Origin of the sequence: Methylobacterium sp. J-068 (assembly GCF_022829445.1) — a bacterium.
In the GTDB taxonomy this organism is placed as follows: domain Bacteria; phylum Pseudomonadota; class Alphaproteobacteria; order Rhizobiales; family Beijerinckiaceae; genus Methylobacterium.
In genome coordinates, this window is sequence record NZ_JAKSXY010000109.1 from 88,313 (window position 1) to 109,354 (window position 21,042).

A 21,042-nucleotide genomic window follows, 5' to 3' on the forward strand; every position below is an offset into this window, starting at 1 on the left:
CCTGTCTCCCGACCCTACATGGAGGGCAGATTGGACGAGGATCGACCGACCATGGCCAAACGCCCCGGCACCACCGAGACCGAGACCCCACATCCGAACACCCTCCCGGCGCCGGCCGCGCCGAAGGTCTCGCCGCGCGAGGCTGCCGTCGAGGCCCTGATGCGGCTCGCCGCCGAGCAGCCCTGGAACGACATCGAAATCGGAGACATCGCCCGCGAGGCGGGCGTGAGCCTCGCGGAATTCCGTGACCTCTTCCCCTCGAAGGGTGCGGTGCTGGGCGGCCTGTCGCGCATCATCGACCGCACGGTGCTGGAGGGCGACAATGCCGACCTCGCCGACGAGCCGACCCGCGAACGCCTGTTAGACGTCCTGATGCGCCGGCTCGACGCGATGACGCCCTACAAGGATGCCTTGCGCCGGATCTCGTACGCCCTGCGCGGCGATCCTCTGTCGATGCTCGCCCTCAACGGCGTCGCGCTGAACTCCCACCGCTACATGCTGGCGGCCGCCGGCATCAACACCGAGGGACCGCTCGGCCGCCTCAAGCTCCAGGGCGTGGTGATCGCCTTCGCCCGCACCGTGGAGGTCTGGCTCGACGACGACGATCCGGCCCTGGCCCGCACCATGGCGCGCCTCGACAAGGAGATCCGCAACGGCGAGCGCTTCATGGAGCGCGCGGACGACGCGCGCCGCCTCACCGCCCCGTTCCGGGCCCTCGGCCGCTCGCTTCTCGAGCGCGGCGGCCGCTCGCGCCGGGAACGCCACGCGGAGGATGCCCACGACGAGGACGGGGGCGATCGGCGGGGTGGAGATCCGGCGGCGGCCGTCTGAGCGAAGCCCGAATCCGCCATCCCGAAGGGATCGACCGGATTTGGCATGCGAGACCCCGGCTCATCCGCGCTCCGGGTGTTGCGCGAACCGCGACGTCGGCAACGGTCGGGTCCGCGTGGTTTTTCGGTTCGGTCGACCGTGCATCGCTCGAAGCAGTCCGTCCCCCCCGGACGGGGCCTGGTCGAGCCTTACCCGGCCGGCGGCCGAGGCCGCCCCGGCTCGGGCCGCCCCGGCTCGACGATGACGTTGGGCGGCGTCGCCCCGGCCCCGCCGAGGACGTCCTGCAGGGCATGGGCGCGGGTCCGGCCGGCGCGGCGGCGCGTCTCCGGGACGATGCCCCATTCGCGGGCCACGTCCGCGACGGCGGCGCGGGCGATCAGGCCGTGCTCGGCGGCGTGCTCCGCCATGGCGAGGCTGTCGGCCGCCAGCACGAGGCTGCTGCCGGCCGCCTCCACCGCCTCGGCGAGCCGCGCGATCTCGCGGAGCCGGCCCGCATCGTGCGAGACGTTGCGGATGTAGACCGCCGCCACCCGGCCGAGATGCGCGGCGACGATCTGGCCGTAGACCTCGGGATCGTGCTGGCCGCTGTCGCCGATGAGGACGAAGGGCAGGTCGTGGTAGAGCGCCAGCATGCGCTCGATCAGTTCGCGCTTGTGCTCCTCCGCCTTGCGCGGCAGCGGGCTCTTCCACGACAGGCCCCATTCGCGCAGGAACATCACCGGCCCGACGGGAATCCGGTGCATCGCGAAGAATTCGCTCAGCATGTCGTAGAGCCCCCAGGGCGCCCGCGAGACGTAGAGCATGGGATTGCCCTCCGCCCCGCACGGGCCCGCGTAGAGGGCGCGGTACAGGGCGGCGGCGCCCGGAAAGGCCACCCGGTTCTCGGCATCTTCCACGAACAGGCGCCAGAGCATCTTGACCTTGTTGGCGACGCCCGTGCGCATGATCGTGTCGTCGATGTCGCTGATGACGACGCGGCGGCAGCTCGCCGCGGGAATGAACACCTGTCCCAGGGCCCGGACAGGCTCGGGACCGGCGAGATCGAGTTCCATCGCCTGCCAGGAGGCCTCGGGCGGCGCGGGCAGGCGCGGATGCAGGTGGACGCGGAAATAGCCGTCACGGTCCGTGACCACCGTTTCCTCGCAACCGAAGAATCGCGCGGTCAGCACCGCGCCCGCCACCGACCGGCGGGTGATCCGCCGCCGGATGTCGCGCAGTTCGGCCGCCCAGCCCCCGTCGCGCGCCGCCGCGCCGCGCTGCGACTGGCGGAACACCCGCCCGATCAGGAAGACCTCGTCGCGCGACCCGTAGCCGCGATAGGTCTCCACCACCGTGCCGGCCTTGCCCTGGGAGCGCCGGACGGGCTTCGCCAGGAGGCGCAGCGCCCGTAAGGCGCCCTTGGCGAGACGTGCGGGGGCGAGGCGCGCGGGCCCGCGCGGGCCCGTCATGGGAATCCGCCCGTCATGATCCCATCGTCATCGGTATCGCCCCAGCCTCCGCATCGCGGACTCAATGCTCGACGCCGGCGAAGGTTCGGCCGGTCGAGACGCCGGAGCACGCGGCTGTGGACCGGGCGTGCCACGCGGTCGCGCGAAGGGAACTCCCCCTCCCCGCCCAGGTTCACGCCGGCACCCTGCGTTTCGGGGTGTCCATCGCGTCGAGCACCCATGCACCTCCCCACCGACGACAGCGGCCATCCGCTGGCCCTCGCCTTCCAGGATTTCGTTCGCAGCCAGCCCTTCCCCTGCGTGGGCGCGAAATCCGCCCTGTCGAAGGGGCAGATGAAGATCGTGGTGGCCCGCAGCGTCGCCTCGAACTGGGACGATCCGCGCCTCTACCCGGCGCTCCTCGCCTTCATCTGCCGCTACCGCGCCAAGCCCGACCTGTTCCAGAGCTTCGCGGTGGTGTTCGCGGGCCCGACCGCGATCGACGAGGAGTCCTTCGAGGGCCATCTCTGGGAGCGCCTGCAATCCCTGTCGGACAAGGACGCGTTCCTGGGGCAGCGCTACGACACACGCGTGGAGCCCGACCCGGACGATCCGCACTTCTCGCTCTCCTTCGGCGGCGAGGCCTTCTTCGTCGTGGGCATGCATCCGGGGGCGAGCCGCCCGGCCCGGCGCTTCTCCCACCCGGTCCTGGTGTTCAACCTGCGCGCCCAGTTCGAGCAGCTGCGCGTCGAGGGACGCTACGAGAAGCTGCGATCCGCGATCCTCTCCCGCGACGAGGCGCTGGCCGGATCGATCAACCCCATGCTGGCCCGGCACGGCGACGCCTCGGAGGCGCGCCAGTACAGCGGCCGGGCCGTGGACGCGGACTGGGTCTGCCCCTTCCGGGGCCGTGCCACGGAGAACCAGGATGCCGCCTGAGCCCGAGACGCACGAGATCGCGCCGCGCTCCGGTGTCGCCTTCACCCTCGACAAGGGCGAGCGCCTCACCGTGATCGACCCGCGTGGCGAGCAGGTGGCCGACCTTCTCGCCTTCGTGCGCGGCGATCTCGACGAGGTGATCTCGTCCGGCCGGACCCTGGACTATGCCGGCCGGATCTACCTCACCACCGGCGACCCGATCTATTCCAACCGCTCGAACGTGCTCCTGCGCATCGTCGAGGACACGGTGGGCCGGCACGACTTCCTCCTCACCCCCTGCTCGGCCGACACCTTCCGGATCATCTACGGCGACACGCATCCGCACCGGGGCTGCTTCGGCAACCTCGCGGCGGCGCTCGCGCCCTACGGCGTCGCGCCGGACCGGATTCCCGTGGCCTTCAACGTCTTCATGAACGTCACGGTCGATGGCGGGACCGGCGAACTGAAGGTGGAGCCGCCGCTGAGCCGGGCCGGCGACCACGTCACCTTCGAGGCAGAACAGGACCTCGTGATCGGACTGACCGCCTGCTCGGCCCTGCAATCCAACAACAACAGCTTCAAGCCGATCCGCTACCGCATCGCGCCGGCCCGCGCCTGAGGCGGGTGCCACGGCAGGCCGCACCCGTGCTATGGGCGGCGCCCGGAAGCCCCGGCGCCCCCATCGGGACAGCGCCGCCCGAACAGGTCGAAGCGAGCCCCATGCGAACCATCGTCTATGCCGACGGCGGATGCGACCCGAATCCCGGCCCCGGCGGCTGGGGCGTGGTGATCGAGGCCGAGAGCGGCCGGATCGAACTCTGCGGCGGCGACCGCGCCACCACCAACAACCGCATGGAGCTGACGGCGGCGATCAACGGCCTGCGCCACTTCCCCGAGGGCGCGCAGATCGAGATGCGCTGCGACAGCCAGTACGTCATCAAGTCGGTGACCGAGTGGATGCGCGGCTGGAAGGCCAAGGGCTGGCGCACCGCCACGGGCCCCGTGAAGAACGTCGAGCTGATGCAGGAGCTCGACGGCCTCGCCGCGCGCCGCGACGTGCGCTGGACCTGGGTACGGGGCCACACCGGCGAGGTCGGCAACGAGCGCGCCGACCGGCTCGCGGCCCAGGGGCGGCGGGAGGCCCTCGGCCTGACCCCGCGCGCCGAAGGGGGGCCCGCGCCCCTGACCGGGCAGATTCCCTTGACCGGGACAGCCGCACTCCGCGCGGCCGCCTCGCCGGCGGCCCTCGCGACCGCACCCGCCACGGCCGAGCCGGCACCGCCGCGCACGAGTTCGATCCCCCTCGATCTTGGCCTCGGCCTGGAGGTCTCGCGGGCCGCCAAGGCGTCCGGCCTGACGCCGCAGGCCTATGTGGAGCGGGCGGTGCGCCTCGCCCTCGACCTCGGCCCCGAGGGATTCGAGCGCGCGCGCGCGGAGGTCCGGGGGGCCAAGGGCGCCGGCGTCGATCCGTGAGCCACGCGGGCGAGGCGATCGGCCCTCCCCTCGCCGCCGGCTTCTTCGCCCGGCCGGCGCCCCGGGTCGCCGCCGAGCTCATCGGCTGCGACCTTCGGGTGCTGGGGATCGGCGGGACCATCGTCGAGACGGAGGCCTACGACGCCACCGATCCGGCCTCGCACAGCGTCAACGGGCCGACCCGGCGCAATGCCAGCATGTTCGGGCCGCCCGCCCACGCCTACGTCTACCGCTCCTACGGGCTGCACTGGTGCCTGAACTTCGTGTGCGAGCCCGGCAGCGCCGTGCTGATCCGGGCGCTGGAGCCGCGCCACGGCCTGGGGCCGATGGCGGAGCGACGCGGCACCGTGGCGCCGCGCCTGCTCTGCGCCGGCCCCGGCCGCCTCTGCCAGGCGCTCGGCATCACCGCTGCCCTCGACGGCGCCGCCCTCGACGCAAGTCCCTTCGCTCTGACGGGGCCGGAGACCGTCCCCGGCCGGATCGCCGACCGCCGCATCGGCATCTCGCGCGGGGTCGAGACGCCCTGGCGCTTCCTCCTCGCCGGCTCGCGCCATGTCAGCCGCCCGCCGTCACGCCACGCGACGGCGGCCGGCTGAGGGAACCGGTTCTCGCGGACCTTGAAGAAGGCGTTCCGACGCCGCCTCCGGGGCCCGCGTTCGAGCGCACCGACAAAGCGCCGTCGGGCAGCCGTGATGCCGCGTCGGACGGGTGGAAGCCGGCCCGAGGCGCGCAAGCGGCCGAAAAAAACCCGCCACGGCATCAGAGCCGGGCGGGTGTTCAGGTCATCGAGCTTGGGTCGCCGGGTCAACGGGTTCGCGGCAGGCGGGTTCCGTGACGTGCCTCCGATCCTGGCTTCGTGCCCGCCGGTGAACCCCGGAACGGGTCCGCCGGTTTGGTCCAGGCATGACGCCGGTCGCGCCGCGCCGGCGCGAGGAGGACGACGATGCCCGCCACCGATGACCGGACCCACCACTACGCCGCCGAGCGCGACCGCCTGATCCGGGAACTCGAAGCCCTCGACAGCCAGCCTCATCCCGAGGGCCGGCAGTTCGAGGATGGCTTCGCGCTGCGCGACACCGAGGCGAGCACCATGGAGGGCCTGCGCCTGCGGATCCAGGAACTCACCGGCCTGATCGAGCAGATCGAGACCGGAAACGCCTGATCCTGTCGCCGCCTGATCGAAGCGGGGACAGGATCGCTCAGCCCGCGCGGCGCCTGAGCGAAGCTCCAATCCGCCATTCCGAAGGGAGCAAGCGGAGTTGGGATGAGCGGCATCCCGCTCCCGCGCGCCGCCGTTCCGAAGGCCCCACCGGGACCGGCGGGGACCGACGACGAAAGGGAGCCCGCACCGGCGCGAGCCGAGCGGGCCGAGGAGGTCCGAAACCTTGGAGGCCTCGAGGGTAGCCGGCGGGTCCCTGCCCCACATCCCCCGTTCGGGGGGCACGCGCATCGCCCGGGCTTCGTAATCAAACCGTCATGGATGAACCCTAGCGGGAGCCCGGTGCGGCGATTGGGCAACATCCACGCCGATCCTGCGGCAGCCGATTCAAACCCCTTTGTCACAGTTATAGCATCGTCTATATCGACACGATGAGCGGGAGGGGCAGCATGACACCACGGCATCGTTTCGGGCGCGCCCCTCGCGCGCGGCGTCCGTCCGCCGCCCGCCTTCTGGTCACGGTGGCGGGGCTCTCCGGTGTCACCGGCGCCTCGGCGGCCGACCTGAGCGTCCCGAAGCCGGCCAGTCCGGCGCCGGCCTTCGTGGATTGGTCGGGCGGCTATCTCGGCATCCAGGGCAGCGGCGGCAATTCCTACGGCGCCTTCAACTTTCGCGACACCACCATCGGCAACCGCGCGGTGCCGGCGTTCAAGACCGGCGACGCCACCGGGCGGGCGGATCTCGGGCGCAACGCGACCACGGCGGTCGGTGGTCTGTTCGGCGGCTACAACTGGCAGACGGGCCCCTGGCTCTACGGCATCGAGGCCGATCTGTCCGCCGCCAACCTCAAGCGTTCGGTCTCGTCGAGCGCGCCCGGCTTCGGCTACGCGGACAGTGATCCGGCCTTCGGGCTGATCCGGGTCAAGACCGACGTCTACGGCACCCTGCGCGGCCGCCTCGGCTACGCCTTCGACCGGGCGCTGGTCTATGCGAGCTTCGGTCTCGCCGGCGCCAATGCCCGCGTGCTGGCGACCTATCCGGATCTCGACGCCGGCGGCGCCGCCACCGCGCGGCGCGACCTCTCCTATCTCGGCTTCACCCTCGGGGCCGGCGTGCAATTCGCCGTGAGCGAGCACATCGCGCTCGGGATCGACTATCGCTACGTCGATCTCGGCGGCAGCGGCCGCTTCGATCTCGGCGCGGTGCCGGGCGTTGGCGGCGGCCCGGTCTCGACGCAGGCCGGCTTCACCTCGCACCAGATGATGGCGCGCCTGTCCTGGCATCCGGGCGGGCTGGTGCTGCCGCCGGAGGCCGAGGATGCGGGCGGCAACGATCTCGACCAGCGCTTCTCGCTGCACGGCCAGACCACCTTCGTGGCGCAGGGCGTGCCGGGCTTCCGCGCGCCCTATACCGGGCCGGCGAGCCTGATCGGCCATCAGGTCCAGTCGACCACCACCGCCACCGCCTTCCTGGGGCTCAAGCTCCTGGAGGGCACGGAACTCTACTACAATCCGGAATTCTCGCAGGGCTTCGGCCTGAGCCGGACGCTGGGCGTCGCCGGCTTCGTCAACGGCGAGGCGCAGAAGGCGGGCGCGCCCTTCCCGAAGCTGCGCTCCAACCGCTACTTCGTGCGCCAGACCTTCGGCCTCGGCGGCGAGACCGAGGACGTGCCCGACGGCCCCAACCAGGTCGCAACCCGGCGCGACATCGAGCGGATCACCGTGGTGGCGGGCAAGTTCGCGCTGGGCGACTACTTCGACGGCAACGTCTACGCCCACGATCCCCGCGTCGACTTCATGAACTGGGGCATCTGGGCCTCGGGCGCCTACGATTTTCCCGCCAACCTGCCCGGCTTCACGCAAGGCGTGATGGTCGAGTACAACCGCGCCGAATTCGCGATCCGGGCGGCCTACACCCAAGTGCCGAAGGAGCCGTCGAGCGACGTCCTCGACCCGCGCGTGTTCCGCCGGGCCGGCACCACGATCGAATTCGAGGAGCGCCACGTGCTCCCCGTCCTCGAACAGCCCGGCAAGCTGCGGATCGGCTTCTTCACCAATGTCGGCAACACCGCCGATTTTCGCGAGGTCGTGGGCCTGACGCAGGCGGGCGTGTTCGGCGACATCAACGACGCGGCCGCCGCCACCCGCGCGGCCCGGCGCAAGACCGGCTTCTACCTCAACCTCGAACAGGCGGTGACGCCCGACCTCGGGGTGTTCGCCCGGGTCAGCGCCAATGACGGCCGCGCCGAGAGCCTGTCCTTCACCGATATCGACCGGTCCGTCTCGGGCGGCGTCTCGCTGAAGGGCACCGCCTGGGGCCGTCCGAGCGACACGGTGGGCCTCGGCACGTCGATGAACGGCATCTCGCAGAGCCACCGCGCCTTCTTCGCCAATGGCGGCATCGGGCTGCTCATCGGCGACGGCCGGCTGAACTACGCGCCCGAACGCGCCTTCGAGACCTATTACGCCTTGGCCCTCAACAAGACGCTGACGGTGTCCTTCAACTACCAGCACGTCGTGAACCCGGCCTACAACAAGGATCGCGGGCCGGCGGACTTCTTCGGCACGCGCATCCACGCCGACTTCTGACAGTCGGTCTCAGCAAGGTCCGGGATGAGGATCGTGCGCTATCGGGCCGACACCTCGCAGCGATGGCCGTCGCGCCCGACGGCCGAGGGCACCGGCACGAACCGCCCGCCCGAGGCCCTGCATTCGGCCGCGCGCGCATCCATCGCCCACTTGTCGGCGAGCGCCAGGCTCAGCGGCACCACCGTCACCACCAGCAGCAGGGCCACGATCGCGCCGATCGCCCAACCGACTCCGCGCGGCGGGTCCGGCAGCCGGTCGCGCTCCACCGGAAGGGGCGCGAGGAATGCCAGGGCCGTCAGCCCGAGAAGATGAACCGCACTCATGGGTCCGCCCGTCCTTGTCCAGGACGGAAGGTTAGCGGACCCGCCGCCTCCGGCGAGGCGACGATACGAAGCAGCACGCCCGAGAGTCAGAGCGCGGGTTCGGTGCCGAGATACGCCGCGATGTTGCGCCGGATGCGGTCCAGGGGCAGCTCGGAGGGGTCGGGCGGCACGAAGCGTTCCCCCGTGATCGTCTCGTAGGCCCGGATATAGATGGACGCCGTCTCCAGAACGACCTCGGCGGGAATCTCGGGAATCGGATCGCGGTAGGGATCGCAGCGGGCCACCACCCAGTTGCGCACGAAATCCTTGTCGAAGCTCTCGGGCGCCTCACCGGCGGCGAAGCGCGCGTCGTAGCTCTCGGCGAACCAGTAGCGGCTGCTGTCGGGGGTGTGGATCTCGTCGGCGAGCACGATGCGTCCGTCCGCATCGGTGCCGAACTCGTACTTGGTGTCGGCGAGGATGAGGCCGCGCGCCTCGGCCACCGCCTGCCCGCGCGCGAACAGCGCCAGGGCGGCCTCGGAGACGATGCGCCACTGCTCCGGCGTGAGCAGGCCCTGCTCCAGGATGTCGGCCTCGGTGAGCGGGGCATCGTGCCCGCCGTCGAAGGCCTTCGTGGTCGGCGTGAGGATCGCGCGCGCGAGGCGCTGGTTGGGGCGCATCCCGTCGGGGAAGTCGTGCCCGTACATCGTCCGCTCGCCGGCCCTGTAGCGGGTCAGGATCGAGGTCGAGGTCGTGCCGGCAAGGTAGCCCCGCACCACGATCTCGACGGGCAGGATGGCGAGCCGGCGTCCCACGACCACGTTCGGATCGGGATAGGCGAGGACGTGATTGGGGCAGAGGTCGGCGGTGCGCTCGAACCAGAACCGGGCCGTCTGCGTCAGGACCTGTCCCTTGAAGGGAATGGCGGCCAGCGCGACGTCGAAGGCGCTGATCCGGTCCGAGGTGATGAGGATGCGCCGGCCGTCCGGAAGGTCGTAATTGTCCCGCACCTTGCCGCGATAATGGTCGGGCAGTTCGGGCAGCGTGGCGTCGCGCAGAACCTGATGCGCGTGGCGGGCAAGATCGGCGATATCCATCCGGGGCGCTCCATGCGGCTCAAGGGGGACGACAGGACTGCCCGCCTTGTGCGCGCACGGCGCTTCGAATTCCAGCCCGCCGCCTCAAAGGCCGCCTCAAAGGTCGAGGGGCGCGGTCCGGAATCCACCGTTGCGGACATGCGCCGGAAGATGGGTGGCATCGCGAAAACCGGCCTCGCGCGCCATCGTATCCAAAGCATTGCCCGCGTCGTTCGCAGGGCCGACCCAGAGGATCGCTCCGGTCGAACGCTGCCTGATCTGGAAAAGCTTCATCTGTAGGCTCCGGTCCATGCTGAGAGGATAATCCGGCTGCGATCTCTTCCGTTCCCGGTGCCTCGTGGATGCGCAGGTCACGGGAAGGCACGTTCCGGCAGGGGGCACGCGAACACGGAACGACGGCAACGGCGGTTCCACGGGGCGCGCGCTCGCGCATGTCCAAGAGGCGGGCGCTCGCGCATGCCGGCGACGAGGCGCCCGCCATTGCCGGACACCGATCGTCCGCCAAGTATGGGGGATGGCCAGCGATCATCCGCACGATACAAGCGCGTTCACCGAGGAGCCCCTCGGACCGATCCTGAACGATGCGACCCGCCTTCGCCTGGGGCGGCAGCTGCAGGCGCTCTACGAGCCGATCATCGACGAGCCGCTCGATCCCCGCCTGGCCGAACTGCTTCAGCAGCTGGACAGCGACCGCAAACCTTGAGCGCCGGCCGGCATCGGATGGGGCAGGACGTGGCCTGCCCGAGAGCCCGGCACCAAAAAACCGCCGCGGCCGGAGCCGGGCGGGGGGAAGGTTCGGCCTCCAAGCTTCAGGAGGTCTTCAATAGACGGTTCGGCGGGCACACTTCATCCCGCGTTCCGGCGCATCGTTTCGGACACCCTATCCTGTCCGAAATTCCGGCGGAGCGGCACGCGAACGAACCTCTGGCGCTTCCAGCCGTTGGTCCCCGTGCCGCATCGTGAGAATCACCGCATGAGTCAGCCCCCTTCCCCCGTCTCGGCGGAGCCGAAAGGCGTCACCTTCCGGGGGCGTGGCTTCGCGCGTCTGCGTGGCACGAAGCTCTCACTGCTGATCTGTCCGCACTGCTCGCAACGCAATGCGCCGCAGGTGGCGGACAAGGGCTACTGCCACTGGTGTACCTACGAGCCCTCGCGCGACGACATCGAGCCGGCCTCCTGAACCTTACGCGTGCGGAGCCCGTCGCATCTCAGCGCCGTCCGAGTGGTCGCTTCGCCTACAGCCACCGCTCGTCGAGATCCGTGGCATTGCGCTCCGCCACCGGCTGCGTCTCGTCGCCCTCCGCAAAGATCACCACGTCACCGGGCGCGACGTCGCGGGTCGCGTAGAAGTCCCAGCGGCGGTGGATGACACGCGGCCCACCGAAGATCCGGAAGGCATGGCAGTAGCGATCGTCCCGGAAGCCGACGTAATGCACGCAGCGCGGAGGCACGGACTCGATCGCGTCGGATGCGGCCTTACCGTCCGCCCGGTCCGCCATTGGCGCTCCCGTTCGGAAAAGCCTGCTCGGGCCGGCTCGCATTGCCCCCGGCGGCCGAATTCGTGGTCACCGTATCCGCCCCGGTGGCGCCGTAGGAGATGACGACGTCACCGCTGTTGCCCGTCGTGTTGGGCTGGTTCTGCACGATGACGCCCCGACGGCCCTCATAGGGAAACACGCCCTGGGCAATGGCCGGCAACGTCACCAGCATTGCGAGTGCGCTCAGGCTCACCAGGATCGCTCGGCTCTTCATCGCGCTCTTCCAGATTTCGAGACCGGGACACAGATCCCGAGACGGCAGGACATGGCATGAACCCCGGCGTTCGACGCCTGTTCCTGCGACGAAAGATCCGGCTCGGTCCCAAGGGTTTACGGCCGAAAGACCGAAGCGCTCCACCGTCAGGCCTCGAGCGCCGGATCGCTCGAGCCTGCCCTATTTTGCATGCCCCTGATTGCAAACGTGAATATTTCGCTAATGTCATGCTTGCATCGCATATCGCACTTGCACACAAACCGATTGCTGCACTGCACCACAGGGGTCAATCTCGGGTCAGACCACGACCGAACCCGAGAGTAACCCATGAGCACCCCGTCCACCGCCGCCATCGACCTGTCGGCCGCCGAGACCTCCGCCCCTCCGGCCCGCGGCTGGTTCGCGCACATGATCCAGGTCTGGCTGGAGCACCATGCGCGCGTCTTCGAGATGGGCGTCGAGCCGCTCTAACCGAGCCGCCTCGGCACGATCCGTTCGAACCTCTTCGAGGCCGGCGCCCCAGGGCGCCGGCCCTTTTTTCGATCCCTGTCCAACCCGCGAAGCGGCCCGGTATCCGTCCCCGACCCCCTACTGGGCCAGCCCGACCTGCACGAGGTTGTCGCTGTAGGTCGGCGAGTGCCCCATGCCGCCGTAGATCGAGGAACTGATGACGTTCACCGCTCCGCCCCGATTGAGCGAGTGCCAGTAGCCGAGCGAGGCCACCACCATGCCGGGCGGCACGTCGTCCGTGACCCGGGCCTGTCCGTGGAAGGCGCCCCGGTCGTTGAACACCTTCACCAGCGCGCCCTCGATGATCTCCCGCGTCACGGCATCCGTTGGGTTGATCAGGATGGCCTGCTCACCCTGCGACCGGATCTTGTGCGCCTCGTTGGCGTATTGTGAGTTCAGGAAGCCGTGGCTCTTCGGCGAGACGATGTTGAGGGGATAGCGCCGGGCCTGGTCCGGGTTGGTCTCGGGACGCTCGTTGGCCGGCACGTAGCCGGGGAGCGGATCGAGGGCCTCGCCGCCCTGCTTGTGCGCGTACATCTGCCGGAAGGGCGGCGCGACGAAGTTGCCGTTGTCGACGGCGCTCTGCGAGAAGAACTCGCACTTGCCCGACGGCGTCGGGAAGTTGCCCTTGGCATGCGGGGTCCGGGTCTCGGGCTCGCCGATGTTCAGGCGATAATAGCCGTGCTCGCGGAAGTAGGCCATGTCGATGCCGCCGAGCTTGGGGCTGTCCCAGTCGAGGTACCATTCCATGAGCTCCGTCTCGCTCATCGAGAATTGCGGCTCCTGGAATCCGAAGGTCTTGGCGAGGCGTCGGAACAGCTCGGCGTTGGACACCGCCTCGCCGGGCGGCTCGATGGCCTTCTGGTTCAGCGTGAAGAAGAAGTGCCCCCACGAGAACATCATGTCGTCGTGCTCGGCCGCCATGGTGGCGGGGAGCAGGATGTCGGCGTAGCGCGCGGTATCGGTGACGAAGTGCTCGCTGACGACCGTGAACAGGTCCTCGCGGGCGAGCCCGCGCTTGATCTTCTCGGTCTCGGTCGAATTCGAGACCGGGTTGGCGTTGTAGACCATCAGCGCATGGATGCCGGGCTCGATGTCGGTCTCTCCGGTCAGGATCTCTCCGAGCTTGAGCACGTTCAGGGCCCGCGTGCCCTCCGGGATCAGGTCGGGCCGGCAGATCCGGTCGAAGTGGATCGGGAATTCCCAGAGCGGCATCTGGTAGACGCCGCCGCCCGGGTCCTTCCAGGAGCCCGTGAGCGCCGGCAGGGAGAAGATCGCCCGGAGCGCCTGGGCGCCGCCCGCGCTGCGCTCGACGGCGATGCCGGGACGCAGCGCGGCGTTGCGGGTCGTGGCGTATTCGCGCGCCAACCGGCGGATGTCGGCGGCGGGGATGCCGCAGATCGTCTCGGCGTAATCCGGCGTGAAGGACGCGGCGCGCGCCTTCAGCGGTTCGAAGCCGACCGTGTGCTCGGCGATGTAATCCGCATCCGTCAGGCCCTCGGCGATGATGACGTTGATCATCGCCATAGCCAGTGCGCCGTCGGTGCCGGGCCTCGGCATCAGGTGCCAGTCGGCCTCCTTGGCGGTGCGGGAGCGGTAGGGGTCGATGACCACGACCTTGGCGCCGTTCCGCTGCGCCTCCTTCACCACGTGCCAATGGTGGATGTTGGTGGAGACCGAGTTGCAGCCCCAGATGACGATGTACTTCGACTGGGCGAAGCTCATCGGATCGGTGCCGTTGGTCGGGCCGACGGTCAGGAGCCAGGCGGTGCAGGAGCCCGATCCGCAGAAGGTCTTCTCGGCCACCGTGGCGCCCAGCCGGTTGAAGAACGCGTCGCCGACCGTGAGGCCCTGCACGACGCCCTCGTTGCCGAGGTAGTTGTAAGGCAGGATCGCCTCGGCCCCGTGCGTCTCGACGATACCGGTGAAGCGCCGGTGGATCTCCGCCAGGGCCTCGTCCCAGGTGATGCGCGCGAACTGGCCGCTGCCCTTCGGCCCGGAGCGCCGCATCGGGTAGAGCACCCGGTCCGGATTGTAGTGGTGCTTGTCGAAATCCTTGACCTTGGCGCAGAGCGCGCCCCGGGTCATCGGGTGGTCCGGATTGCCCCGGACGTTCGTGAGCTTGCCCGCCTCGACCGTGTAGATCATCGAGCAGGTGTCGGGGCAGTCATGCGGGCAGGCCCCGAGCCGGGTCGTCGCATCGTCGAGCATTTCGTTCTCCCTTGATTGAAACCGGTTCTTTTCTTGTTCTTGTTTCGGATGCGGGCGCGACCGGAGGGTGCCCTGGAATCGGGCGCGGCAGTGCGGCCAGCCCAGGGCGTGGGCGGCCACGAACGCGGCCGAGCCGATGCGTCTCCGCGCGGTTCCGGGCCCCGGACAGCGTCGCGCGGGGCGCTTCGTGGACGGGCAGGCACCCGCGCCGGAACCGGCCGTGGACAATCGCGCCCATCCTGCGTCGCATCGAGGCCCTCCGGCACAACCACGGGCGTGGCTACGGCCTCGAAGGCCAAGTCGAAGGGCTCGGCCAGCGTGCCGTTCGCCTGTGCGCGCGCGGACAAGCGGTGGAGGATCGCACCTTCGGTCCGATCGGAGACCGCGTGGAACAGAGCATCCAACGGCGTGGCGTCCTCCTGAACCTTGTGGTTCATGATGCATGCCCTTGGAACGATTGCAAAGTGGCCCGGCCCGGGCGTGGATCATTCGAGCCGGGCAACCGACCGATGCTCTTCGATGGAACGCGCGTGTAGGTTTTTATACCTGTCTTATAAAAGACAGATAATATGTTTACACGTCGCATCGCGCTTGGTATCGAAGTGCGGTCGTCGTCGGTCCCGCGCGATCGAACGGCACGGCCAAGGTCTGCGATTGCCGCGAGGCATCCCGGCGGCCCTGGTGGAAAGGACCCGCATCGGTCGCCAGCCGAAGCGGAGATCCAGTGAAAAGCGGCGCCAGACCGCTCAGTCTCAAGAATGACCGCCGCTTCACGCGTGGCTTAAGGGAGGATGTTATGAGCTTGGTGACAGGCTTGCCATCGGACTTCGCTGAGCCCTTGCTCGAAGTCGATGGGGTGACCCTTCAGTACAAGACGCCGCATCACCTCATCACGGCGACCTACAAGGTCGACTTCAAGGTCTTCCCGAGCGACCGTTTCGTCCTGCTGGGACCATCGGGCTGCGGCAAGTCCACCCTGCTGAAGGCGGTCGGCGGCTACATGGCCCCAACCGAGGGCGAGATCCGGCTCAAGAACCGCACCGTCACGGGTCCCGGCCCGGACCGGATGATGGTGTTCCAGGAATTCGACCAGCTTCTGCCCTGGAAGACCGTGCGCCAGAACGTGGTCTTCGCCCTCGAGGCGTCGGGGCGCCTGTCGGGCTCCGCCGCCGACGAGCGGGCGATGCACTACATCGACAAGGTCAACCTCAGCGCCTTCGCCGACAGCTATCCCCACATGCTCTCGGGCGGCATGAAGCAGCGCGTGGCCATCGCGCGCGGCATGGCGATGGAACCCGACATCCTGCTCATGGACGAGCCCTTCGCGGCCCTCGACGCCCTGACGCGCCGGCGCATGCAGGACGAACTCCTGGCCCTGTGGGAGGAGACGCGCTTCACGGTCCTGTTCGTCACCCACTCGATCCCCGAGGCCATCAAGATCGGCTCGCGCATCCTGCTGCTCTCGCCTCATCCGGGCGAGGTCAAGGCCGAACTCAACACGGCCGGATCACCGCAGGACATCATGCTGCTGGAGCAGCGCATCCATCAGATGCTGTTTTCCGAAGAGATCAAGGAGGCGGAGAATGTCTAGGACCGCGAAAGCGCTGTTGTCCCCCGTCATGCTCCGTCCCGCCCGTCCCGAGATCGTCCGCGAGGGCAGCGGCCGCTACGGCGGCGCCATCGTCGAGAAGCCGCTCTCGACGGCCGAGCGCCTGTACAACCACGGCTGGCTTCGCAAGCTCGCGATCCTGGCGGTGCTGGCCCTGATCTGGGAAGCCTACGGGCGCTTCCTCGACAACGACCTCCTGTTCCCGACCTTCACCGCCACCGTGACGGCCTTCGCCCACGGGGTCGCGGACGGGACGCTGGTGATGCGGGCCTGGGGCTCGATCAAGGTCCTGCTGATCGGCTACGCCCTCGGCATCCTGCTGGCGACCCTGCTCACCGGCATCGCCATCGGCTCGCGCATCGGCACCGACTTCCTCGAGACGATGACGTCGATGTTCAATCCCCTGCCGGCGATCGCCCTGCTGCCCCTGGCGCTGATCTGGTTCGGCCTGGGCAACGGCAGCCTGATCTTCGTGCTGGTCCATTCGGTGACCTGGGCCATCGCCCTGAACACCCATTCGGGCTTCCTCTCGGTCAGCCGGACCCTGAAGATGGTCGGCCGCAATTATGGCCTGCGCGGCAGCCGGCTCATCACCAAGATCCTGATCCCGGCGGCCTTCCCGAGCATCCTGACGGGCCTGAAGGTCGGCTGGGCCTTCGCTTGGCGGACGCTCATCGCGGCGGAACTCGTCTTCGGCGTCAGCTCGGGGTCGGGGGGGCTGGGCTGGTTCATCTTCGAGAACAAGAACATGCTCGACATCCCCAACGTCTTCGCCGGCCTGCTCACGGTGATCCTCATCGGCCTGTGCGTCGAGAACCTCATCTTCCAGACCATCGAGCGCCACACCCTGCAGCGCTGGGGCATGCAGGCGTAATCAGTCGAGGTCGGAGCGGTAGCGCAGCGCGGCCGTCCAGCTCTGCCGGTACTCGATCGGGGCGCCCGCCAGGGACACCGCGACGCGGCGCACGAGGAGCAGGGGCGCCGCCGGCGGACAGCCGAGGGCGGCCGCGATGGCGGCACTCGCGCGATCCGTCGCGATCTCGTCGCGGGCGCGCGCCACCGTGTGGCCGCAGCGCGCCTGATAGAGCACGTAGATCTCCTCCAGCATCTCGCGGCCCGGCTCCGGCGCGAGCCGCGCGAACAGGTCCGCGGGCAGCGCGATGCGCTCGTAGACCATCGGTACGCCGTCCTCGCTGCGGGTGCGCAGCAGGACCAGCACCTTCGCGCCCGCCCCGAGACCGAGCCGGGCCCGATCCTGCGCGTCGGCCCGCGCCACCCCGGCCGCGAGGACGTGGGCCACGGGGCGGAACGGCCGACCGTCGCCGTGGACGAAGCGCAGGAACCGGAAGCGGGAGCGATCGCTCGAATGCGGCACCACCTGCGTGCCGCGCCCGTGCTGGCGTTCCAGCAGGCCCTGCCCGACGAGGTCCTCCATCGCCTTGCGGATCGTTCCGATGGAGATGCCGAGATCGGTCGCGAGTTGCGGCTCGCTCGGCAGGTAGGTGCCCGGCTTCCAGGTCCCGTCCACGATCCGGCGCAACATGAGGTCGCGCGCCTGCAGGTAGAGCGGGCGGCTCGCCAGCGGCTCGCTCGGGACCGGAGGCTCGGGTGCTGTCCGCATCGGGTCCGACATCGGTAACTCATATATATGACATATGACCGTTGACAGCGGTCGTTCCGAGCGTATCGTGACCCGGGTCACCGAACCAGAAGAATTCGGGCCGACGCGGAGGACGACGACATGGTGCTGGGCCGTCTCATTCGGCGATGCGGAGTCGCGCGGCGCTGCGGGGTCGCGGCCCTGGTCTCGGCGAGCCTCCTGGCCGGTTCGGGGGCCGCCTGGGCGGAGGCCTCCGTGGTGCGCCTCGCCAAGCAGTTCGGCATCTCCTACCTGCCCCTCACCGTGATGGAGGAGGAGCGGCTCCTCGAGAAGCACGCGCGGCAGCAGGGGCTGGACCTCAAGACCGAGTGGCTGCGCTTCACCGGCGGCTCCGGCATGAACGAGGCCCTCCTCTCCGGGAACCTGGATTTCGCCGCCGGCGGCGTCGGCCCGATGCTGACGATCTGGGGCCGCACCCGGGGCAACCTGATGGTCAAGGGCGTGGCGGCCCTCAACGCGATGCCGCTCTGGCTGGTGACCGTGAACCCGGCGGTGAAATCCATCAAGGACTTCACCGACAAGGACAAGATCGCCCTGCCCACGGTGAAGAGTTCGATCCAGGCGATCACCCTGCAGATGGCGGCCGAGAAGGCCTTCGGGCCCGGTCAGCAGGGCAAGCTCGATCCGCTCACGGTCTCGATGGGCCACCCCGACGCGCAGACGGCGATGCTCGGCGGCCGCTCCGAGATCACGGCGCATTTCGGCTCACCGCCCTTCCAGGAAATGGAGCTGAAGGATTCCCGCGCCCGCAAGGTGCTCGACAGCTACGACGTGCTGGGGGGCCCGCACACCTTCAACCTGGTCTGGGCGAGCAACCGCTTCGTCTCCGCCAACCCGAAGATCGTGGCCGCCTTCCGGGGCGCCCTCGAGGAGAGCCTGGCGCTGATCAAGGCGGAGCCCAACCGGGTCGCGGCCCTGTGGATCAAGGCTGAGAACGCCCGGCTGAGCGAGGCCGAAGCGGTGGAGATCATCCGGGCGCCGCAGACCCAGTGGACCAGCGCGCCCCTGAACATGCTCACCTATCTCGATTACATGAACCGCGCCGGCCTCGTCGGCGCCAAGGCCACCGATCAGGGCGAGCTGTTCTTCCCCGGCGCCGCCGCCAAGGCGGAGCGATAGAGGCATGAACGCCCCGGTTCCGAACGCCGCGCCCAGGGATCCGACCGTCGAACCCGCGGCCGGCGCGATGCTGACGGTCCGCATCCGCCGGGACGACGGGTTCCAGACCTTCACCCTGGCGCGGCGGCCCGCCCAGACCATCCTCGACGTGGTCACCGCGATCCAGCGCGAGCAGGACCCGACGCTGGCCTACCGCTTCGCCTGCCGGGTCGGCATGTGCGGCTCCTGCGCCATGATGGTGAACGGGCGCCCGCGCTGGACCTGCCGGACGCGGGTCGCGGCGGTGGCGGAGGGCGACGCCCTCACCCTCGAACCCCTGCGCAACCTGCCGGTGGTCAAGGATCTGGCCGTCGACATGGAGCCGTTCTTCACCAAGTGGACGGCCGCGCACGGCGCCTTCGAGCCCGGCGAGACGCCGCTCGGGGACTTCGCCGTGGTGGCACCGGATTCCCCCGAGCGCCGCGCCGTGGATGCGGGCATCGAGTGCATCAATTGCGGGGTCTGCTACGCCGCCTGCGATGTGGTCTCGTGGAACCCGGACTATCTCGGCCCCGCCGCCCTCAACCGGGCCTGGACCCTGATCAACGATGTCCGCGACCAGGGCCGGGAGGCCCGCCTCGACGCCGTCTCGGGGGATGCCGGCTGCCAGTCCTGCCACACCCACATGAGCTGCACGGAGCATTGCCCGAAGGCGCTGGCGCCGACCTTCGCCATCGCGGGCCTCAAGCGCGAGACCGCGCGGACCGCGCTGCGGCGGTTCGGCGCCCGGCATTTCCGGAGGTCGGCATGAGCCCGCTCCTCTACGTCGCCCAGCGCGGCACCGCGGTGATCCTCGCCGTCGCGGTGGCGGTCCATCTCGGCACGATCCTGTACGCCGTGCGCGGCGGCCTCACCGCCGGGGAGATCCTCGGCCGCACCCAGGGCAACCTCGCCTTCCTGCTGTTCTACGGGACCTTCGTCGTCGCGGCGGCGATCCATGCCCCCATCGGCCTGCGCAGCATCCTGCGCGAGTGGACGCCCTGGCGCGGACGCTCCCTCGACGGCGCGATGCTCGGCGTCGCGGCGCTCCTCGTCGTCCTCGGGCTGCGCGCCGCCCTCGCGGTCTACGTCGCATGAGCGCCGGGACGCAGTCCGCCCCCCTGCCCCGGCGCGGCGCGGCGCGTCCCCGCGCGGGCTTCGCGGCGGCCCTCCTGCACCGCCTGTCGGGCATCGCCCTCGCGCTGTTCCTGCCGATGCACTTCATCGCGCTGGGAACCGCGCTCCAGGGGGCCGACCGGCTCGAGAGCTTCCTCGGGCTGACCCATAACGGCTTCGTGCGCGCGGCCGAATGGGGCCTCGTCAGCGCGCTCGCCCTGCACATGGTCCTCGGACTGCGCGTGCTGGCCATCGAATGGTTCGCCACCCGTGAGCGGACGGCGCTGATCGTCTCGGCCTGCGTGGCGGCCGGCCTGGCGGTCGGGCTGCTGTTCCTCCTCGGCGGCGCCTGAACGCCAACCCCTCAAAGGAGACCGGCATGGACCTCGACCTCACCGAAGTCGAAGCGTTGTGCAGGGACCTCTACGTCCGTGCCCTGAAGCTGCTGCCCCCCGACATCAAGGCGGGCTTCGCCGACCTCGCGCGCGACGAGACGAGCGCCACCGGCCGGGCGATCCTCGGCACCATGGTGGAGAACATCGCGGTGGCCGAGCGCACCCGCAACATCCTGTGCCAGGATACCGGCATCCCGATCTACAACGTGGTGATCGGGCGCGACGTGCGCTTCGACGGCGCCGACCTCAAGGCCGCCATCCGGCGCGGCTGCGCGCGCGCCACCACCGAGCATTCCCTGCGCTCCTCCGTGGTCCACCCGATCACCCGCGTGAACGAGCAGACCTCCTGCGGCATCCGCGTGCCGATCATCCATGTCGATTTCGACGAGCGGCCCGAGACGGTCTCCATCGAGATGATCCCGAAGGGGTCGGGCTCCGAGAACGGCTCGTTCCTGCAGATGCTGCTGCCCTCCGACGGCATCAACGCGGTCAAGCGCTTCGTGATCGACCGGGTGATCGAGCTCGGCGGCCGGGTCTGCCCGCCGACCATCGTGGGCGTCGGCATCGGCGGCACCTCGGACCTCTGCATGCACCTCGCCAAGGTGGCGGCGACCCGCAAGCTGCGCACCGCCTGCTCCGACCCGGAGGGTGCGCGGATCGAGGTGGAACTGTCGCGCGCAGTCAACGAACTCGGCATCGGGCCGCAGGGGCTCGGCGGCCGCTCCACCAGCTTTGCCGTCCACGTCGAGGTCGCCGCGACCCACATCACCCAGAACCCGGTGGCGGTGAACATCCAGTGCCATTCGGCCCGCCGCGCCAAGGCGACCTTCACGCCGGGCGGCATCGCCTTCGACTGA

The 21,042-nt window shown here is 69.7% G+C and carries 25 protein-coding genes; 18 read left to right on the forward strand and 7 right to left on the reverse strand.

The annotated features are described in order from the left end of the window. The first annotated feature begins 51 nt into the window (after window positions 1–51). Window positions 52–831 (forward strand): TetR/AcrR family transcriptional regulator, encoded by a 780-nt coding sequence (locus MKK54_RS19015; RefSeq protein ID WP_244013085.1) that lies wholly within the window; start codon window positions 52–54, stop codon window positions 829–831. Window positions 832–1,019: 188 nt separating this feature from the next. Here MKK54_RS19015 and MKK54_RS19020 read toward each other — a convergent pair whose 3' ends face one another. Further along, entirely contained in the window at window positions 1,020–2,279 is a 1,260-nt protein-coding gene (locus MKK54_RS19020) for an App1 family protein (protein ID WP_244013087.1), read from the reverse strand. A 219-nt stretch (window positions 2,280–2,498) separates the two neighbouring features. Between MKK54_RS19020 and gntA the strand changes: the two genes are divergently transcribed. The 6 genes from gntA (at window position 2,499) to MKK54_RS19050 (ending at window position 8,396) form a co-directional block, all read left to right on the forward strand. After that, window positions 2,499–3,197, forward strand: coding sequence for a guanitoxin biosynthesis heme-dependent pre-guanitoxin N-hydroxylase GntA (gene gntA, locus MKK54_RS19025; RefSeq protein WP_244013089.1), 699 nt, complete (start codon window positions 2,499–2,501; stop codon window positions 3,195–3,197). Beyond that, the gene (locus MKK54_RS19030; protein ID WP_244013092.1) at window positions 3,187–3,795 is read left to right on the forward strand and encodes a DUF1989 domain-containing protein; all 609 of its coding nucleotides are present in this window, start codon (window positions 3,187–3,189) and stop codon (window positions 3,793–3,795) included. Before gntA ends, MKK54_RS19030 begins: the two co-directional genes overlap by 11 nt. Before the next feature lie 101 nt (window positions 3,796–3,896). Further along, window positions 3,897–4,649: a ribonuclease HI gene (rnhA, locus tag MKK54_RS19035; protein ID WP_244013094.1), complete on the forward strand. Its 753-nt coding sequence runs from the start codon at window positions 3,897–3,899 to the stop codon at window positions 4,647–4,649. After that, entirely contained in the window at window positions 4,646–5,245 is a 600-nt protein-coding gene (locus MKK54_RS19040) for a DNA-3-methyladenine glycosylase (RefSeq protein WP_244013096.1), read from the forward strand. The genes rnhA and MKK54_RS19040 overlap by 4 nt, the downstream gene beginning before the upstream one ends. Window positions 5,246–5,592: 347 nt before the next feature. Next, window positions 5,593–5,811 (forward strand): hypothetical protein, encoded by a 219-nt coding sequence (locus MKK54_RS19045; protein WP_244013098.1) that lies wholly within the window; start codon window positions 5,593–5,595, stop codon window positions 5,809–5,811. A 446-nt stretch (window positions 5,812–6,257) separates the two neighbouring features. Next, on the forward strand, window positions 6,258–8,396 hold the full coding sequence (locus MKK54_RS19050; protein WP_244013100.1) for a carbohydrate porin: 2,139 nt from the start codon (window positions 6,258–6,260) through the stop codon (window positions 8,394–8,396). Window positions 8,397–8,434: 38 nt separating this feature from the next. Here the strand turns inward: MKK54_RS19050 and MKK54_RS19055 are convergent, their stop codons facing one another. Together MKK54_RS19055 and MKK54_RS19060 are read right to left on the reverse strand one after the other, a co-directional pair. Continuing rightward, a complete protein-coding gene (locus tag MKK54_RS19055) occupies window positions 8,435–8,719 on the reverse strand; it encodes a hypothetical protein (RefSeq protein WP_244013102.1) in 285 nt (94 codons plus the stop codon). 86 nt (window positions 8,720–8,805) lie between these two features. Further along, window positions 8,806–9,795, reverse strand: a complete 990-nt coding sequence (locus MKK54_RS19060; RefSeq protein ID WP_244013104.1) for a phosphoribosylaminoimidazolesuccinocarboxamide synthase — start codon at window positions 9,793–9,795, stop codon at window positions 8,806–8,808. Here MKK54_RS19060 and MKK54_RS19065 point away from each other — a divergent pair. The 3 genes from MKK54_RS19065 to MKK54_RS19075 all read left to right on the forward strand — a co-directional run bounded on the left by MKK54_RS19065 (window position 9,769) and on the right by MKK54_RS19075 (window position 10,975). Continuing rightward, on the forward strand, window positions 9,769–10,074 hold the full coding sequence (locus MKK54_RS19065) for a hypothetical protein (RefSeq protein WP_244013261.1): 306 nt from the start codon (window positions 9,769–9,771) through the stop codon (window positions 10,072–10,074). The genes MKK54_RS19060 and MKK54_RS19065 overlap by 27 nt on opposite strands. A 235-nt stretch (window positions 10,075–10,309) precedes the next feature. Further along, window positions 10,310–10,498 (forward strand): hypothetical protein, encoded by a 189-nt coding sequence (locus MKK54_RS19070; protein ID WP_244013107.1) that lies wholly within the window; start codon window positions 10,310–10,312, stop codon window positions 10,496–10,498. 270 nt (window positions 10,499–10,768) lie between these two features. After that, on the forward strand, window positions 10,769–10,975 hold the full coding sequence (locus MKK54_RS19075; protein ID WP_244013109.1) for a hypothetical protein: 207 nt from the start codon (window positions 10,769–10,771) through the stop codon (window positions 10,973–10,975). A 55-nt stretch (window positions 10,976–11,030) separates the two neighbouring features. Here the strand turns inward: MKK54_RS19075 and MKK54_RS19080 are convergent, their stop codons facing one another. Then, window positions 11,031–11,246 (reverse strand): hypothetical protein, encoded by a 216-nt coding sequence (locus MKK54_RS19080; RefSeq protein ID WP_244013111.1) that lies wholly within the window; start codon window positions 11,244–11,246, stop codon window positions 11,031–11,033. 25 nt (window positions 11,247–11,271) lie between these two features. Next, window positions 11,272–11,547 (reverse strand): hypothetical protein, encoded by a 276-nt coding sequence (locus tag MKK54_RS19085; RefSeq protein WP_244013113.1) that lies wholly within the window; start codon window positions 11,545–11,547, stop codon window positions 11,272–11,274. Window positions 11,548–11,874: 327 nt separating this feature from the next. Between MKK54_RS19085 and MKK54_RS19090 the strand changes: the two genes are divergently transcribed. Then, on the forward strand, window positions 11,875–12,018 hold the full coding sequence (locus MKK54_RS19090; RefSeq protein WP_244013115.1) for a hypothetical protein: 144 nt from the start codon (window positions 11,875–11,877) through the stop codon (window positions 12,016–12,018). 117 nt (window positions 12,019–12,135) lie between these two features. Here MKK54_RS19090 and MKK54_RS19095 read toward each other — a convergent pair whose 3' ends face one another. Beyond that, entirely contained in the window at window positions 12,136–14,268 is a 2,133-nt protein-coding gene (locus tag MKK54_RS19095) for a molybdopterin-dependent oxidoreductase (protein ID WP_244013117.1), read from the reverse strand. Between the two features lie 796 nt (window positions 14,269–15,064). On the opposite strand from MKK54_RS19095, the gene MKK54_RS19100 reads away from it, so the two are divergent. Together MKK54_RS19100 and MKK54_RS19105 are read left to right on the forward strand one after the other, a co-directional pair. Further along, on the forward strand, window positions 15,065–15,859 hold the full coding sequence (locus MKK54_RS19100) for an ABC transporter ATP-binding protein (RefSeq protein WP_244013119.1): 795 nt from the start codon (window positions 15,065–15,067) through the stop codon (window positions 15,857–15,859). A gap of 28 nt (window positions 15,860–15,887) precedes the next feature. Continuing rightward, window positions 15,888–16,751: an ABC transporter permease gene (locus MKK54_RS19105; protein WP_244013121.1), complete on the forward strand. Its 864-nt coding sequence runs from the start codon at window positions 15,888–15,890 to the stop codon at window positions 16,749–16,751. Here MKK54_RS19105 and MKK54_RS19110 read toward each other — a convergent pair whose 3' ends face one another. After that, a complete protein-coding gene (locus MKK54_RS19110) occupies window positions 16,752–17,498 on the reverse strand; it encodes a GntR family transcriptional regulator (RefSeq protein WP_244013123.1) in 747 nt (248 codons plus the stop codon). A 120-nt stretch (window positions 17,499–17,618) separates the two neighbouring features. Between MKK54_RS19110 and MKK54_RS19115 the strand changes: the two genes are divergently transcribed. From MKK54_RS19115 to MKK54_RS19135, 5 genes are read left to right on the forward strand one after another with little or no spacing between them, the layout of a single operon-like run. Then, window positions 17,619–18,656 (forward strand): ABC transporter substrate-binding protein, encoded by a 1,038-nt coding sequence (locus MKK54_RS19115; RefSeq protein WP_244013126.1) that lies wholly within the window; start codon window positions 17,619–17,621, stop codon window positions 18,654–18,656. A 4-nt stretch (window positions 18,657–18,660) separates the two neighbouring features. Then, on the forward strand, window positions 18,661–19,446 hold the full coding sequence (locus MKK54_RS19120; RefSeq protein WP_244013128.1) for a succinate dehydrogenase/fumarate reductase iron-sulfur subunit: 786 nt from the start codon (window positions 18,661–18,663) through the stop codon (window positions 19,444–19,446). Beyond that, window positions 19,443–19,772, forward strand: coding sequence for a succinate dehydrogenase (locus MKK54_RS19125; protein WP_244013130.1), 330 nt, complete (start codon window positions 19,443–19,445; stop codon window positions 19,770–19,772). The genes MKK54_RS19120 and MKK54_RS19125 overlap by 4 nt, the downstream gene beginning before the upstream one ends. After that, window positions 19,769–20,143, forward strand: coding sequence for a succinate dehydrogenase (locus tag MKK54_RS19130; RefSeq protein WP_244013132.1), 375 nt, complete (start codon window positions 19,769–19,771; stop codon window positions 20,141–20,143). The genes MKK54_RS19125 and MKK54_RS19130 overlap by 4 nt, the downstream gene beginning before the upstream one ends. A 26-nt stretch (window positions 20,144–20,169) precedes the next feature. Then, window positions 20,170–21,042 (forward strand): fumarate hydratase, encoded by an 873-nt coding sequence (locus MKK54_RS19135; RefSeq protein WP_244013134.1) that lies wholly within the window; start codon window positions 20,170–20,172, stop codon window positions 21,040–21,042.

What these genes read in the sequence shown, in the direction of transcription:
- MKK54_RS19055 (WP_244013102.1), bottom strand. Translation starts at nt 8,719, where the DNA reads ATGAGTGCGGTTCATCTTCTCGGGCTGACGGCCCTGGCATTCCTCGCG.
- gntA (WP_244013089.1), top strand. Translation starts at nt 2,499, where the DNA reads ATGCACCTCCCCACCGACGACAGCGGCCATCCGCTGGCCCTCGCCTTC.
- MKK54_RS19130 (WP_244013132.1), top strand. Translation starts at nt 19,769, where the DNA reads ATGAGCGCCGGGACGCAGTCCGCCCCCCTGCCCCGGCGCGGCGCGGCG.
- MKK54_RS19020 (WP_244013087.1), bottom strand. Translation starts at nt 2,279, where the DNA reads ATGACGGGCCCGCGCGGGCCCGCGCGCCTCGCCCCCGCACGTCTCGCC.
- MKK54_RS19075 (WP_244013109.1), top strand. Translation starts at nt 10,769, where the DNA reads ATGAGTCAGCCCCCTTCCCCCGTCTCGGCGGAGCCGAAAGGCGTCACC.
- MKK54_RS19095 (WP_244013117.1), bottom strand. Translation starts at nt 14,268, where the DNA reads ATGCTCGACGATGCGACGACCCGGCTCGGGGCCTGCCCGCATGACTGC.
- MKK54_RS19100 (WP_244013119.1), top strand. Translation starts at nt 15,065, where the DNA reads ATGAGCTTGGTGACAGGCTTGCCATCGGACTTCGCTGAGCCCTTGCTC.
- MKK54_RS19045 (WP_244013098.1), top strand. Translation starts at nt 5,593, where the DNA reads ATGCCCGCCACCGATGACCGGACCCACCACTACGCCGCCGAGCGCGAC.
- MKK54_RS19060 (WP_244013104.1), bottom strand. Translation starts at nt 9,795, where the DNA reads ATGGATATCGCCGATCTTGCCCGCCACGCGCATCAGGTTCTGCGCGAC.
- MKK54_RS19105 (WP_244013121.1), top strand. Translation starts at nt 15,888, where the DNA reads ATGCTCCGTCCCGCCCGTCCCGAGATCGTCCGCGAGGGCAGCGGCCGC.
- MKK54_RS19085 (WP_244013113.1), bottom strand. Translation starts at nt 11,547, where the DNA reads ATGAAGAGCCGAGCGATCCTGGTGAGCCTGAGCGCACTCGCAATGCTG.
- MKK54_RS19110 (WP_244013123.1), bottom strand. Translation starts at nt 17,498, where the DNA reads ATGCGGACAGCACCCGAGCCTCCGGTCCCGAGCGAGCCGCTGGCGAGC.
- MKK54_RS19115 (WP_244013126.1), top strand. Translation starts at nt 17,619, where the DNA reads ATGGTGCTGGGCCGTCTCATTCGGCGATGCGGAGTCGCGCGGCGCTGC.
- MKK54_RS19050 (WP_244013100.1), top strand. Translation starts at nt 6,258, where the DNA reads ATGACACCACGGCATCGTTTCGGGCGCGCCCCTCGCGCGCGGCGTCCG.
- MKK54_RS19070 (WP_244013107.1), top strand. Translation starts at nt 10,310, where the DNA reads ATGGCCAGCGATCATCCGCACGATACAAGCGCGTTCACCGAGGAGCCC.
- MKK54_RS19120 (WP_244013128.1), top strand. Translation starts at nt 18,661, where the DNA reads ATGAACGCCCCGGTTCCGAACGCCGCGCCCAGGGATCCGACCGTCGAA.
- rnhA (WP_244013094.1), top strand. Translation starts at nt 3,897, where the DNA reads ATGCGAACCATCGTCTATGCCGACGGCGGATGCGACCCGAATCCCGGC.
- MKK54_RS19135 (WP_244013134.1), top strand. Translation starts at nt 20,170, where the DNA reads ATGGACCTCGACCTCACCGAAGTCGAAGCGTTGTGCAGGGACCTCTAC.
- MKK54_RS19090 (WP_244013115.1), top strand. Translation starts at nt 11,875, where the DNA reads ATGAGCACCCCGTCCACCGCCGCCATCGACCTGTCGGCCGCCGAGACC.
- MKK54_RS19015 (WP_244013085.1), top strand. Translation starts at nt 52, where the DNA reads ATGGCCAAACGCCCCGGCACCACCGAGACCGAGACCCCACATCCGAAC.
- MKK54_RS19030 (WP_244013092.1), top strand. Translation starts at nt 3,187, where the DNA reads ATGCCGCCTGAGCCCGAGACGCACGAGATCGCGCCGCGCTCCGGTGTC.
- MKK54_RS19125 (WP_244013130.1), top strand. Translation starts at nt 19,443, where the DNA reads ATGAGCCCGCTCCTCTACGTCGCCCAGCGCGGCACCGCGGTGATCCTC.